The sequence below is a fragment of the Brevibacillus sp. RS1.1 genome (assembly GCF_013284365.1).
GTDB classification, from domain to species: Bacteria; Bacillota; Bacilli; order Brevibacillales; family Brevibacillaceae; genus Brevibacillus; species Brevibacillus brevis_D.
Map to the genome: position 1 here is coordinate 225,423 of NZ_JABSVA010000007.1, position 14,607 is coordinate 240,029.

At 48.0% G+C, this 14,607-nt stretch carries 12 protein-coding genes; 3 read left to right on the forward strand and 9 right to left on the reverse strand.

What is annotated here, in order from left to right:
- Positions 1–2 precede the first annotated feature (2 nt).
- From HP570_RS21920 to HP570_RS21945, 6 genes are all read right to left on the reverse strand, one after another.
- Positions 3–842 carry a PP2C family protein-serine/threonine phosphatase gene (locus HP570_RS21920; RefSeq protein ID WP_015892716.1) on the reverse strand — a complete coding sequence of 280 codons (840 nt, stop codon included), beginning with the start codon at positions 840–842 and terminating at the stop codon, positions 3–5.
- Positions 843–847: 5 nt separating this feature from the next.
- Complete coding sequence (locus tag HP570_RS21925) at positions 848–1,378, reverse strand: FHA domain-containing protein (RefSeq protein WP_015892717.1); 531 nt, start codon at positions 1,376–1,378, stop codon at positions 848–850.
- A gap of 69 nt (positions 1,379–1,447) precedes the next feature.
- Entirely contained in the window at positions 1,448–2,002 is a 555-nt protein-coding gene (locus tag HP570_RS21930) for an FHA domain-containing protein (protein ID WP_173627127.1), read from the reverse strand.
- A gap of 332 nt (positions 2,003–2,334) precedes the next feature.
- Positions 2,335–2,787: a J domain-containing protein gene (locus tag HP570_RS21935; protein WP_015892719.1), complete on the reverse strand. Its 453-nt coding sequence runs from the start codon at positions 2,785–2,787 to the stop codon at positions 2,335–2,337.
- A gap of 102 nt (positions 2,788–2,889) precedes the next feature.
- Positions 2,890–3,315: a hypothetical protein gene (locus HP570_RS21940; RefSeq protein ID WP_015892720.1), complete on the reverse strand. Its 426-nt coding sequence runs from the start codon at positions 3,313–3,315 to the stop codon at positions 2,890–2,892.
- A 150-nt stretch (positions 3,316–3,465) separates the two neighbouring features.
- Positions 3,466–5,634 (reverse strand): hypothetical protein, encoded by a 2,169-nt coding sequence (locus tag HP570_RS21945; protein ID WP_064202745.1) that lies wholly within the window; start codon positions 5,632–5,634, stop codon positions 3,466–3,468.
- A gap of 550 nt (positions 5,635–6,184) precedes the next feature.
- Between HP570_RS21945 and HP570_RS21950 the strand changes: the two genes are divergently transcribed.
- Positions 6,185–8,218, forward strand: a complete 2,034-nt coding sequence (locus tag HP570_RS21950) for a VWA domain-containing protein (RefSeq protein ID WP_173627128.1) — start codon at positions 6,185–6,187, stop codon at positions 8,216–8,218.
- Here the strand turns inward: HP570_RS21950 and HP570_RS21955 are convergent.
- The gene (locus HP570_RS21955) at positions 8,199–9,125 is read right to left on the reverse strand and encodes a serine/threonine protein kinase (RefSeq protein ID WP_173627129.1); all 927 of its coding nucleotides are present in this window, start codon (positions 9,123–9,125) and stop codon (positions 8,199–8,201) included. The genes HP570_RS21950 and HP570_RS21955 overlap by 20 nt on opposite strands.
- 97 nt (positions 9,126–9,222) lie before the next feature.
- Here HP570_RS21955 and HP570_RS21960 point away from each other — a divergent pair, with 97 nt between their 5' ends.
- Positions 9,223–9,594, forward strand: coding sequence for a VOC family protein (locus tag HP570_RS21960; RefSeq protein ID WP_173627130.1), 372 nt, complete (start codon positions 9,223–9,225; stop codon positions 9,592–9,594).
- A 73-nt stretch (positions 9,595–9,667) separates the two neighbouring features.
- On the opposite strand, the gene HP570_RS21965 is transcribed toward HP570_RS21960, so the two are convergent.
- A complete protein-coding gene (locus HP570_RS21965) occupies positions 9,668–10,888 on the reverse strand; it encodes an MDR family MFS transporter (RefSeq protein ID WP_173627131.1) in 1,221 nt (406 codons plus the stop codon).
- A 155-nt stretch (positions 10,889–11,043) separates the two neighbouring features.
- Here HP570_RS21965 and HP570_RS21970 point away from each other — a divergent pair, with 155 nt between their 5' ends.
- On the forward strand, positions 11,044–12,903 hold the full coding sequence (locus HP570_RS21970; protein ID WP_173627132.1) for an SgrR family transcriptional regulator: 1,860 nt from the start codon (positions 11,044–11,046) through the stop codon (positions 12,901–12,903).
- A 517-nt stretch (positions 12,904–13,420) separates the two neighbouring features.
- Here HP570_RS21970 and nagA read toward each other — a convergent pair.
- Entirely contained in the window at positions 13,421–14,590 is a 1,170-nt protein-coding gene (gene nagA, locus HP570_RS21975; RefSeq protein WP_173627133.1) for an N-acetylglucosamine-6-phosphate deacetylase, read from the reverse strand.
- Positions 14,591–14,607 lie beyond the last annotated feature (17 nt).

Genomic DNA, 14,607 nt, shown 5'->3' on the forward strand with positions numbered 1-14,607 from the left:
CGTTACCAGCCTTTTTCCAGGATGAGAATGGTTGCGTTGTCCTGATTGGCTTTTTGCTTGCTTTCCACCGCTTCAATGATTTGGTCAGCCGCGTCATGGGCAGCGATATTTTGGAACAAAATCTGCTCCAGCTCCATCTCGGTTAACGTATCGTAAACCCCGTCACTACAGAGAATGACCTTGTCTCCCTTTTCAAGCGGAAACGGCTCACGACCAATTTCGATATTTTGAAAGTTATCGTAGCCCAAGTAGTTGATTAACTGTTTTTTCTGCGGATGCTCCAACGCCTCGTCCTTCGTAATCTCACCGGACAGAAAACGCGCCTCCAGCACCGACTCATAAATGTCTTTTTGATTGATCGGAATGAATTCTCCATTCCGGAAAACGGTAATGATACTGTCTCCAACCGCTCCCCAATACAGCTTGTCCTCAACGATTACGCCAGCGACCAGTGTTGTCCCACCCCGACTTCCTCTTAAGGCCTGCAAAATCTCCGAATTGGCAAGAAAAGCAGCCCGGGAAAAGAAGAGGGAGATATGCTTCGGGTTGTCCAGCTTAGTAAATTCACGGATAAATGTAGTCACGGCAAGCGTTGAAGCAAGTCTTCCGTTAGCCAGTCCACTGATTCCATCAGCCAAGACCGCAATCGTCCCATGAGACGATGTTGCTGTCGAAAAGTAATCATCCTGTTCTTCTCGCCTGCCGATCGTCTGTCCATTTCCGATCTGGATGACGGGATTCATTTCTTCCCGGATCAAAGCTGCACGCAGACGAAACAAAAGAGTAATGGCAATGATCACGCCAAGGACGACCAGATACGGGATTGCGCCCTGTTGAAACATGCTCATCATTCCTTGCCTTTGTTGGAGTTGTCCCACTCGAAGTGAACACCGCACAGCGGGATGAAAATAAAGGTACTCTTTCCGAGCTGGAGCACATCGTACGCAGTAAGCTCGACTGGTGTGTACACCGCTTCATTGTTATGATAGGCAAGCCCCGACGCATCACCTGGGAGCAAGTAAAAGTTGCGTTTTTTCGGATCGTAGACAATTACCGCATGATTGCGGCGAGAGATCGCGTTGTCTCCGACGATTCGGATATGCATATCCTCTGCGCGACCGATGAAGTTCTTTTCCGCCATAATGCGGTAATCTTGACCTTGTTGTGGCCCCTCAATACATACCAGCCATCCGGTAACAGGTTCAATCCCTTCTGTTTCCCCCAGATATGGCATCGTCTTATCGTCGTCCGCCACTCTCGCCAGTGCTTTGTTGTCCGGTTTCGCCCCAGGCTCGACGACCATACTACAATAAGGGCAGGTGCTTCCGTGTTTTCTGGTGCTAAACATGTGACCATTCGCGCATCTTGTCAAACTCATTCTTCTGCTCCCCCGTTTCGTTCCGTGCAAGGACGATATGTATGTGTAAAAGCGATGTTTCCCCCGTTGTTATTTCAGCAACAAGCGGGTATTGGCTATGTAAATGATGTCGCCAGCCTTCACTTTATGCGGCTGTTCAATCTCTAGCTTGCTCTTGTCACGTTTGTTCGGCTGCTTGATGCCCGTGCCGTTTTTGGAATGAATATCCTCGATGAACCAGTCCCCGGACGCTTGATTCAGAACCGCATGCTGCTTACTGATCAAGGCTGCGTATTCCGCGTCCGCCAAGTCGATGTCAACCTCGTTTTGCGCGGAGCTTTTGCCGATCAAAAGGGAGGTCTCCCCTTGGATCAACCACTCCTTCACGCTCTCTCCCTCTTCATCTAATAGAACCAGTTTGGTGACGCCATCCTCTTTCTTTGGCTCCGGTTCGTCGGGGCTTCCGAATCTGACGATAATGACCCCGAACAAAAAGAGTCCGAAGGCGATTCCTGTAAAAATTTTCAGAGCGTTGCTATCCGTATAACCAAAGACATAAATGAGTGCACTAATCACAAGAATGGAAATCAACAGCTCTATGAGCTTCACTCTGATGGACTTTTGGTACCCTTTTCTCTTCGCCACGTCTTAACCCCCAATCAACTACCTCAAAATGCTCTTGTTCAAAAATTTGTCTTTTCAGCACCGAGAAAGTTACGTGAACCTGAAGAAGGAGGAGCGCAGTGTAGGGGACCTACATGAGCACCGGACTTCAAAGGTGAACGTAAATTTCGATGCCGAATGAACTTCGAGAATGACTTCGTGATCAAAAGACGAATTTTTGAACTTCCTTGTAAGAAAAATGCTCCGAGCTTTGGGAGAATGGTGTATGTATGGACATCCATCCAAAGACAGGAGCAGGTTGCTACTACCTCTATGTCATGAAAGAGCTGTCATCCAAGCCCGATTTTTCCCTCTTATTTTTTCTTCATGCGAAAAAACTGTTCAAACATATCTGTTGTATCCAGTGGATTTTTCTTTTCGGATTTCATGGTGTTTGGGTTAACCTCACCCGTCTTCGGATGAAAACCAAAAAATCGTTCAAAGGTGCTCCCCAAATCTTCGAAGTTCACACCTGGTGCAGACTGCGCTTGCTGTTTGCTTTGTCCTTGTTTTGTGCTGCTTGTATGACTGGTCTGCTGTTGCTTCTTCTGCTGAAAAGCTTCGTAACGCGCGTCGTACGCCTCGCGCAAGGCCGGGTCTTGCAATGTCTGATAGGCCTCGGTAATTTCTTTAAAGATTCGCTCTGACTCCATGCTCCCGGCATTGACATCCGGATGATGCTGCTTTGCCAGTTGACGGTATGCTTTTTTGATGTCATTCGTGGAAGCTTGTTTGGTTAGCCCCAGAATCTCGTAATAATTTTTCATGTGCGCACCCTCTGTCTGGCAATGATTTTCGTTATTTTGTAGAGCCGTACCTCGAACACGGCTTTCGAGGTACGGCTCTTCCTACCTTACTTCTCTCAAAACCTAAACAGCGTAGCCGCCTTCGATTTTGGTGAATTCGGTTTTGTCTTTCTTTTGCTTGATGAAGATGCTGAATGTTCCTACACCCTCGGTATCGCCGAAGCTCTCGTTGTAATCTACTACGAATGCGTTCGGGAAGTAGATTTTGCGGATCACTTGATCAGCAGCGATTACTTCCAGTGTTACTTTGCGGTAGCAATCCGCTTTTTCTGCTGGTACCAAAGACCAGAGAGCCAGCTTCATGGTGTCATCCGCACTGTCACCATCTGTTGCAGTGATGATTTTGCCAGTCAGTCTCAGTGTTGCACCCACATCTGTGGAGCGCGCGTTGGAATCGTCTGGCGTGTCAGTGTCGTACTTTACTGTCTGAATGTTGTCCATGCCCAGCTCAATTGTTTCAGAACCTTCTACTTTAAGTCGAAAACCCATGGATAAAACCTCCTTGAAATGAGATCTTGCTCTCGAAATACCTGATTGGCTTCGAGGCTTATGTGTAAGGGTGCGTTTTGGGAAACACACCTCTAACCACCTGCGTAAAGTGTCAAAAAGTTTCATAAACAGCTCTCCAGGGGATCAATGCTATGCTTTGACCGGAGTCGTTCCTTTGGTGATGGTGACCTCCAGGTTTTTCACATTGCCGTTGAACACCAGATCGATATGGCACAGATTGCTCTTGTCATCGATGATGTAGCTCATGTCATCGCCGTCGTGAATAATGGAGTTCACGAAGCCTCGTGTGCCCAGCCATTTGCTTTTTTGGCTGCTCGGATTGTTACTGAAGAACTTCACGATGTTATCGTGTTTGAAATCACCTGTCTGGAAGCGGAGAATCCGCTCGATATAGGTGCTGACAAGTGTCTTGTAGATGGAATCAAAGCCGTCCTCTGCCATAGCGAGGCTGCGTGCCTTGTACACCGTAATGCGCTTGATATCTTTGCCTTGGATTTGTGCATTTTCCGAAGAGAAAACGAATCCAAAGTTTTTGCGGTTGATGGAATCTTTGATGTTGTTGGTGAAGCCGGAGATTTCTTTGGCCATTGTGGTAACGGCACGCAATCCATTTTCACCTGCTTCGATGTCAAAGCGCACACCCGGATATTCGCGGCTAACCACTTTGAAGGCTTCGCGCAAGTATTCTGGACACTGGTACGCTGCCACGACACCAGCAGCTACATAGCTGGCACCGACATAAACACCCTCGATCCACAGCTTCAGGATGTCTTCTTTTTCCTGGGACAGCTTCACGCCGTCTTCGGTTTGCAGCATTCTGCTGTCGATGACAACTCCTGATTTATCTTTGGGAATAATCGTGAAGTTCGGAATGCACGGGATTGCGAATTCACTGAATTCCTTGCGCACCAGAATTCCGCACTTGTCGATGTATTTATCAATGCCCGCTGTCGCCATGCTGTTGAAGGTGGTTTCTTCACCTGTACTGAAGCTGAAGAACACTTGTACCTTGAAGTCCTTGACGACCTGGAGCAGCATGGTGAGCGATTCCATCGTATTGCCGTCCTGTTTGACGACTTTTTCATTGCCACGGAAACGCTCGCGAGTCACTTGTGCTTTTCCGGCGGAATCCATATCAACGGATGGAACGATTCCGAACCAGATCGTATCTGTGAAGTCGTTTTTCGCGTTGACCGTGTTCAGATAGGTCTCCAGACGTGGAATGTTGCTGCTTTTCACGAGCATGTCGAGCTTCGTATTCGTGATCAGCATAGCTGGCTGCATGCCTTTGTTCTTGGTCACGTACTGATCGAAGAACATCTTCACACCCAAAATTTTCTCCACCAAAGGCTTCACCGTTTTTACGAAGTCGTCCTTTGCGTTTTTGTAGAACTCGAGATACGTATTGTAGTTCTGTACTTCTGTCTCAATGTTGACTTCGGTATGTACCGTCGGCAGTGGGCAGAAGGTGCGCACCACGAGATCTTTTACATAGGAGGATGGCGTCTCAGTAATCGACTCGTAATCCTCTTCGAAAACGTTCATCAGTCCGTTTCCGCTGTTTTCATCGAGAACCATCAGCTCGCGGCTGTCACTCTTTGGTGCCTCGATGATCTTCAGTTCTCCGTCTTCCCCAATCGTCAGCATCCCGATCTGAATCGCTTCGGATTGGTTCTCCTCTTGAGCGCCGCCCAAGAGCAGTCGTGTCTTGATATCTTCAATCGCCAGCGGCAGCATCGCCATGACGTTGTTGTAGTTTTTGCTAGCATCCTCGAACATCGTGTTCAGCTTGTCACCGAGATCGAGTTTCTTCGGATCGCCATCATCGAGCTTTTCGTAATGGCCGTACAAGTAGTGGATCTCTTTGCGCACCTGACGGATGTCATCCATCACTTTTTTCGGGGAAATCATATCGAGCAAATTCTCGAATTTGAAATCCACGTTGGTGATCCCTTGGCTGCGCTTCGTATCAATCAGGGTAAACAGCATTTTCAAGAAGTCGTTGCTCTGATCGATCTTGATCTCGGAAATCGCATCCTCTGCAATTCCGTCAGGCTTCTTCAAGGTGTACATCACTTTTTGGTTCGCTGCATTGTAGAACGAATACACGCTCGGGGAGAACTTGTCCAAAAACTCATCGAAGCTGCGCACGAGAAGATGCTCGTTGATCTCCTTGATCTTGTCGTCGCTGAGACTATCAATGCCTTTTACATCTCCAACAATGGTGATCAGGTCCAATTTTTCCGGGTTGATCTCTTCGAACAGCATGGTTCGGTTGGTCTGGTTAATAATGTCCATAAATGGCCCCTTTCTGTTGTCTGCATAACCACTTAGTCCTACTTGATAAATGATGAGTCCTACTTCACGAACAAAGATACAAAACGTGACATTTATACCAAAAACAAACAAAAAATCTTGCCTCTAAATTAAACTTTGCCCGCATTATTTGTCAACATTCCGTGGATTGTGACAAATTCCCTATACCTATACGACCATTCTCAGTATTTAGACCCATTTTATTCCACAAATCTTCCTTTTCTTGGATTCCCGTTTTATGCTGAAGACACAGAGTCTCTTTTCCTAGGTCTTCGGAAAAATAGGGATAAGCCTCGCCTTGTCCCCTCTCTTACTAGGAAAGTAGCACAAGGACTGATAGATAATTCTCCCTAGTTGCCGCTGGGGAGCATTATGCATTCACCTCATATTTACAAAAATGGGTGCAATTAACTTTTATATACATCGGCAATAGGAAACCGATTTTTTATACGAACAACCATTTATAGGTAAATCGTCCCATTTTAGTAAGTCATGAACTTTTTAAAATTTTTTTCAGAAAAAAGGTGAATGTATGTACAAAAATCGTCAGTCAACCCTCTCTCTGCCGCCACTTTTTCGAATGGTGGTCATCGGACTGCTCCTCCCCATGCTCTTCTTGTCCGCCCCTCTAACTGCTGGGGCAAATGGAACAGCAGAGGCGGGAGTAGACGCGGTCTTTGTCGTTGATACGAGTAATTCCATGAACAAAACGGACCCTGGCAAAACAGCCGCAGAGGTCATGAGTATGTTCATTGATATGAGCGAAGCCACCCGTACCCGCATTGGCTTTGTCGCCTATAACGATCGAATTGTACAAGCTCAGTCTCCGGCAAGCATGGCCGAAGCAAGAAATCGAGAACAGCTCAAGCGAACCATTCAAGGGTTGCGTTACTCTGGGTATTCCGATTTGGGACTCGGTTTGCGCAGAGGGGCAGAGATGATTGAAAAAGCAAAGGACCCGGCTCGCAAGCCATTTTTGATCCTTCTGTCAGACGGGGGAACAGATTTGCGGCAAAATGCGGGTGGCAGGAGTGTGGCAGCATCCAACAAGGACGTGGAGACAGTTATCTCGAAGGCAAAAGCGCAAGGCTATCCGATCTATACGATTGGTCTCAATAACGATGGCTCCGTCCAGAAGGAACAATTGAAAAAAATCGCAGAAGCAACAGGCGGAACTTCCTTTGTCACACAAAGTACTGATGATCTGCCTGAAATCTTCAATCAGATTTTTGCCAAGCATATTCAATCCCAGCTCGTATCCGTGGCGGCCATGACAGCTACCGGTGGCTTGCAGGAAGTGACCGTGACCATACCTAATTCCAGCATGCAGGAAGCGAACATCATCTTGTTGTCCAACAATCCGCTGCTGGAATCGCAAGTGTACTATCAATCGCAGAATGTCCATTTTATGAAATCCCAAAAATACTCGCTGATGAAAATAGAAAAGCCGAAGAAGGGTAACTATCTCGTTAAATTTAGGGGTAAACCTGGGGATTTGGTGAAGATCAATTTACTGGGGAATTACAGCTTGATGGCTGGTGTAGAGGTCAAGCCTGAACCGGTTATCAAAGGGAATCCGGCCACGTTTACTACCTATCTCCAGCATCAGGAGGGACGACTGGATGACAAGGATGTGTACGCATCCATGCAAGCAGAACTGATCGTAAACGATCTCGTGGGGAAAAAAGAAGAGAAGGTCCCGATGAAGAATCTTGGCGATAGCTTTACAGTCGACTACGTCTTCCCTCACACGGGCAAGTACGAGTGGAAAATCTTCATGAATGGCCCGGACTTTTATCGCGAAACGGCGACGAGCGTTTATGACATTACGAATATCGCGCCAGTTGCTGCCTCGGTCAATACCTTGACGATTGAGAAGGAAAACGGCGAGCAGGCTATCGATTTGGGTTCGTTCTTCATAGATGCCAATAACGACAAGCTCACCTATACCATCGTCACCGCTGATCCGGAAGAACGATTTGTCGCTACGATTCAAGACACGGCTCTAAAGCTGTCACCAGAGAAAAGCGGTACATCTGAAATCACCATCACCGCCACGGATGCAGAAGGAGCAAGCGTCACAGGCCCGCTCGTCATTACCGTGCACTCGGTATGGGATCGTTACATCACCATCGGCATGATTGTGTTGCTCGTAGCTGCGATCGGCTACGGTGTTTACCTGCTTACACGTCCCAAGCCTGCGTTTGTAGGTCGTCTGGAGGGGTATTTCCTGCACACAGCAAGCGGCAACGACATCCCTGTCAAGTTTTGGCCTCTCGCCTCCTTTGGCAAGAAGCAGCGGATCACCTTGCAGGAGCTGTTCACCAGTTTGGATGTGAATGAGCATTTGCCCGAAGCGCAAAAGATTTACCTCCAGCCGGGAAAAAATCAGACGCTGCTCTTGGTCAATCATAGTCACTGCACAGTTGAGCGGGGCAAGGAAACCATGCCCCGACATAAAAAGCTCGTCCTCCAATACAACGACAAGGTGTATGTGACCTTCGAGGATCGGATGACCGAGATCGAAATTCGCTTTAAGAAATCGTCTAGTGAGGAAGCTTCTTAAGAGAGAAGCGTGCCTTTCCCTTCCAAATCAGATGCTCTGCACGAATCGCTGTCGCAAACAGTTTGAGTGTGGGGCATCTTTTTTTCGAGTCGACGGCCAATCCCCACATAATGACATTCGCCAGCAGCAGCGGAACATCAGGGTTCCGTGTTCGAATCGCTGGCAAGGTATCCTCAATGACTCTTGCCGCCACATCAACGGGACGCTCTTTGGTCAGACAGTAATACAGCGTGGCTGCCAGGCTGTAAATATCCGAGACTACTCCTTGCTTGGATTGACCCGAGTAAAACTCAAGCGGTGAATATCCTTCAGTTGTCACAATCGGCTTGGGTTCATCACTCACGAAGTAGATCGCGGAGCCAAAATCAATCAGCATAGGTTGTCCAGCTTCTGTGACCAAGATATTTTTGGGCTTAATATCGCGATGTATGATGCCTTTTTTGTGCAAATAGTCTAATCCGTCAAAGATCGGAAGTACCGTCTGATGCAAAAATGATCCCAGATCAAGCTCGGTTTGGGCCAATACATACGCATCCAGCGTCTTCCCTTTGCAATAGTCCACGACGAGATAGCCTGTGCCATTTTCGGCAAAATGGTCGATGTATCCGATGATATTTGCATGATTCAGTTCCTTGTGCAGGGACGCCTCATGCCAAAAGCTGTCTAGCAGCCTGTCGAATTTGGTTTTTAACGATGGTCTGCGACAAATGACCTTCACGTGATCCAAATCTCGCATCGCCAATGCTTGAGGGAAAAACTCTTTGAGAATGAGTGTCCGCTTGCTTTTCAAATGGTAGACCACATACACATTCGACAGCTCACTTGTGGAAATGATCTTTTTGATCCGATAAGCTTTTTGCAGGATCGTGCCTTTTTTCAGACCTCTTTCCCGTTCTACCTGTCCCATGTCATGGCCTCCCCTATCTTTCCTCTCAAAAAATGATAACGAAAGATGGGGGATTATGGCAATATAAAGAAAAGCATGGAGAGGGGAAGAATTGATCATGGCACATTTGGAATCGTTGCTTCACGTACAAATTCCTGTAAAAAATTTGGAAGAGGGCATTGACTGGTACTGCGATCACCTTGGTTTTTCCTTGCAAGCGCGGTATCGTACTTCCGCTTTTCTCGCCCTGTCTGCGGGACCCACCTTGATGTTATGGGAAACGGATGAGCAGACGTCCACAACCTTTACCGTTGATCAGCAACCCATGCCCGTCTTTTTGTACACCACTTCGGATGTGCATGCACTCCATGATTATTTGCAGGCACATGAAGTCTCGATTACCCACTACCAAAACGATGGCTTCGGATGGGTGCTAAAGTTTTTTGACCCGAGCGGAAACATGTGGGGAGTCATTCAGAAGAACAACTAGTCAGTTGGATATGGCAAAAATAAAAAGAAGCATACCTCGACAGCGTGCTTCTTTTTGTTGTTACGTACCCTATTCAAATCATAACTTGTGAGGATTTTTCACAGCTGTTTCTTTGCTGTTGCCGCTGCTCCCATAAATACTGGCCGCGTTGATAAAACGGAAGCGCGATAAAGGTCAACAGCATAAGGATCGCGAAAATGAGAGGCCCTTGTCCAAAGCCGAGTACCTGGAGCAACACGCCACCAATCCATGCACAAACACTCTGTCCAAGGAAGGCAAAACCGCTGGCGCCGTAATATGCTCCACGCAAATGCTCGGGAGCGATCTCCCCGATCAGGATATCTCCAACGACAAAGCACAAGATTTCACCGATCGTAAACACCACCATCGACACAGAGAGCCAAAACAAATTTGTAAATAGCCCGAAACCGAACAGCCCTAATCCAAACAATAGACAGCCCAGCTTCAATGCAGTCATCGATGAGTAGCGCTTCATAAACTTGGCGAGCGGATATTGAAGCGCTAAAACGGAGATGGTATTCACTACAAATAAAAAGGAATACGCCTCTATCCGATCATGCCCAATGTACAGGGAGAGTGTCGTGTCAAGATGAGAGTAGGCACCAGCAACGAACAAATTCCCGAGCAACAAGTATAGAAATACTTTGTCTGTAAAAACAATGCGTGCCATCTGATTCATGGTGACCGGATCAGCAGCCACGTCCTTCTTCAGCTGTTCCTTGAACATGACCATAAATACCACCAACACAGCTGCATACACGGCAAAAATGATGGCGGTAACGAGGAACGGTAACAAGGAAGTGCTTCCTGCTCCCAGTTGCAAGCCGATGAACGGACCGATTGCTCCACCCAGGTTGATCGCGAAATACCTAGCGTTGAAAACAGCTGCCCGCTGATCATCCGACGTGACATCCGCCAGCAGGGCACGGGCTGTCGGCTCAAATACATTTCGAAAAAGGCCGTTGCAAGCACTTAAAACAAAGAACATCCACGTCTCCGTCGCAAAAACGTATCCAATCAATACGATGCTCCAAGCTCCCATCGCAGTGATCATCACTGGATATCTCCCCAATCGGTCTGAAAGGGCTCCCCCAGCAAAGCTGCTAATCGTTCCAACAAGCAAGCTGAGTGCGAGAATCGAACCAACGATCGCCGGATCAATTCCTTTTACCCTTCCTAAATAAATCCCTAAGAACGGAAGTGTCATAAAAAAGCCTGTACGTGACAAAAATGTACCGATAATGACACCCCATGCCACCGGATGAAATCTCATTCTCCCCATCTCTCTTTCCCATTCCCGTTTGTTATCTATCGTGTTATCTTCAGTATAGGGAACTAGAAAAAGGGGAAAAAGGGTTCGATTTGCGTGAATCCGATCACCTTTTTTAAGCATGCATTTTTATTTTCATCAGAGAAATGGGGGCCAGCATGGTTACCGTTCTGCATTTTTTAGAGCTTCGTTCGGTTTTTCATCAAGAAGAAATCGGGAAACCCTTCCCTGTCACCATCGAAAAGCTGGCTGGGATTTGGCACTGTACACCTCGCCACGCCAAGCTAATTGTCCGTAAGCTAGTCGAGCTGGATTGGATCGAATGGAAGGCTGGGCGTGGGCGCGGGAATGTTTCGGTCATGACGCTTTATGCTGATTCCGATGAGATCCTCCTCGCCGAGGTCAAGCTGCAAATAAACAAGGGCGACGTCCAAGAAGCGATGGAGCTCATGAATCGCTACGGCAAAGCTGCCGCCAAAGATCAGATCATGGATTGGCTCTCGGAAGGAATGGGGTTCTCCAGCCAACTCGCAAGCCAATCGGTATCGCACCAAGATATCTTGCGCTTTCCGGTGTACCGCAGGATTGTGACGCTGGACCCTGGTCTGGTTTACTACCACTTCGATGCACATCTGGTGGGACAAATTTTTAATACACTCGTCCAATATGATCTGAATAGTCGTTCGATTTTACCTTCCATCGCCCACTCATGGGAAAGCAGTCCAGATGCAAGAGAATGGACCTTTTATTTGAAAAAGAACGTGCTGTTTCATCACGGACGGGAACTGACTGCTCATGATGTTGTTTTTTCCCTGAATCGGCTTCGCTTGTATCCAGACACGTATGAAGCAAGCTGGATGTTTCGTGACATAGATCAGCTCATCGCCATTGACGACAGAACCGTGCGCATCCTGCTTAAAGAACCGAATTACTTGCTTCTGAGGCTGTTGGCGACGATACCCGCAAGCATTGTTCCAGAAGAAATCGTTCGGCAGGATGAGAAAGGCTTTGGAGAAAAGCCAATCGGAACAGGCCCCTTTCAACTGGTCCGCCTTACCGAGGGGATCTGTACTCTCGAGGCATTTCCTGCTCATTTTCTGGGGAGACCGCAGTTGGATCGTGTGGAAATTTTGATCTTCCCCGAGTTGGAAACGGGTCGCCTAAAAGAACCAAATTGGGCGTCTGTAATGGTGTCGCACGGTGTCCAGTCGAAAGCACAAGCTTTGAGGGAAGCAGTCATTCAAGATGGTCAGGGCTGGTGCGACACGGAGGCGTTTTTTTCCTGCTGTAATTTGCTTGTTTTTAACCAGTGGAAGAGCGGTCCACACAATCATTTCAAGTTCCGTCAAGCGCTTGATCTGCTAATTGATCGGGATCAAATGATTGCCGATTTGGGCGGTGATCGCATCTACCCGGCAAAAGGCTTCCGCACGTATCACCCTGTTTTAAGGGAGGTAAGAGCGAGAGAGAACGAGCAGCCCTGTCATGCCCAAATCATTTCCCTGCTACAAGAAAGCGACTATCAGGGAGAAACATTACGTCTCGTGACCACAGCCTACCATGAAGAAGATGCGCTATGGATTCAACAGCGCTGTGGCGAATATGGCATTCATCTGGCAGTCGATGTGAGAGAACCATGGGAATTTTCGAATCGCGATTGTTTGCCTGAACATGACTGCCAGCTATACGGCAATGTGTTTAGCAGCGATCAAATCAGCGAGCTGGAGATGTATTTGCAAAGAAATTACTTTCTCCCCGCATTTGATGAATCATTGACTTTGGCCATCAACAAGGAGATTGGCTTGACGTTTCAGGAGCCGGATCGACTTGCGCGGGAACGCCATCTCGCCAGAATCGAAGCTATGATCAAGGAAAACTATGCTGTCTTGTATCTGGTTCAGAAAAAGACACTTACGTCGTTCCATAAATCTTTACGAGGCGTGTCGATCAATTCGTCGGGGTGGCTGGACTTTCATAAAATCTGGTTTCAACCGGATGCGTTGCAACAGCAGTTTTGAAAAGGGGGTGTAGTGAAGGAAGAAGTGCATTTCCAGTCTATGCTTCGGCCTCCGCCCCGCAAGGGGTATCACTGTCCGCTTCGGAAAAAATGGCAGGAGCGCTTCAAACGTAGAAGTTTCGAGGAAGTAGTCCATGAGTGAAGCTGAAATTCCCCGCCATTTTTTCCTACGCTGGGGCGGGCTCCAGAGGCGCTTGGACTGGAAATGCACTTCTTCCCGCGCGGCTTTTTGCTCATAACATTTGAAAGGTCATTCAGGAAGGTGATCGATAAAGTTCTGAAAGGCACTCTGAGTTGATCTTTGAATGCGGGGTAAAAGCCTGAAGTTAACAAAAGCTGTACGAAAGCCCTGTCACATGTTTGGAAGGAGACCGCCCGAACGAAGTGAGGATATAGGCGACTGGAAAACATGTGGCAGGGCTTCACCCCGACCACAACCGCCCGGGGACATCTCTATTCTTTCATACTAAAAAAGCAATCCAAGAGCGACCTTGGACTGCTTTTTTCTATATAAGAAACTATTTTGACTGGTGATAAACTTCTTTACCTGCTACAAAAGTCATGGTCACGTCAAATTGTGTATTCAATACCGTAATATCCGCATCATACCCTGCCGCTAATCGTCCTTTTCGCTCGCCAAAGCCAAGGATGCTTGCTGGTGTCAAGGAAGCCATTTCTACTGCATCTGGCAAAGAGACACCGCTCAGCGTCACCATATTACCGACCGCCCGATTCAGCGTCAGGATGCTTCCTGCAAGGGTTCCATCTGCGAGCTTTGCCTGATAGTCATGGACGTGAACCTCTTGTCCCCCAAGATCGTAAGTCCCCTCGCCCATCGCGGCTGCCCGCATGGAATCGCTAACGAGCGCGAGTTTTTCCGCCGTTTTGACCCGATACAAAATCTTCATAACTGCGGGATGCACATGGATGCCATCTGCGATCAGCTCTGTGCTCAACTGCTCATGATACATCGCGGCGCCCACTACGCCCGGCTCCCGATGATGCAACCCTGTCATGGCATTGAAGCAATGTGTAAAATGGCGCACGCCCGCATCTACCGCTTCCGTCGCCTGGGCGAACGTAGCGCCTGTATGTCCAGCAGACACGATCACATCGCGCTCTTTTAACCAGGCAATCGCTTCAAGTGCTTCCGGTTGTTCTGGCGCAATCGTCACGACCTTGATCAAGCCTTCTGACAGCCCGTAAAGCTTTTGCACCGCATCGAGCTTGGGTATCGCGATGTTTTCTTCTTTTTGCGCCCCCTTGTAGCGAGGATTGATCCACGGGCCTTCCAGATGGATGCCGATCGTTTGTGCCCCTAAAAGCCCTTCCTTGCTGTTCTGTGCGATGTTTACCAGCACCTGCTCCAACTGAGCATAAGGAGCCGTCATCGTCGTTGCCAAAAAAGACGTCACTCCATGCCGCGCAAGTGCAGTCGAGATGGCCTGAAGGGATTCCGGCGTCCCGTCCATCGTGTCGTATCCGTCAATCCCATGCATGTGCATATCGACGAATCCAGGGCAAATCCAGCCATCCTCTACTGTCACCACATGATCTGGCAAAGCTTTACCATACTCATCATACTTGCCAGCATAGGTGATCGTTCCACTTCCCACGACTACGAGACCATTATGCAATTCCTGTCCATCTGCGACAAGGTTCCCCTTGAGAGCGTATTCCTGGTTCACTTTGATTTCCTCCGTTT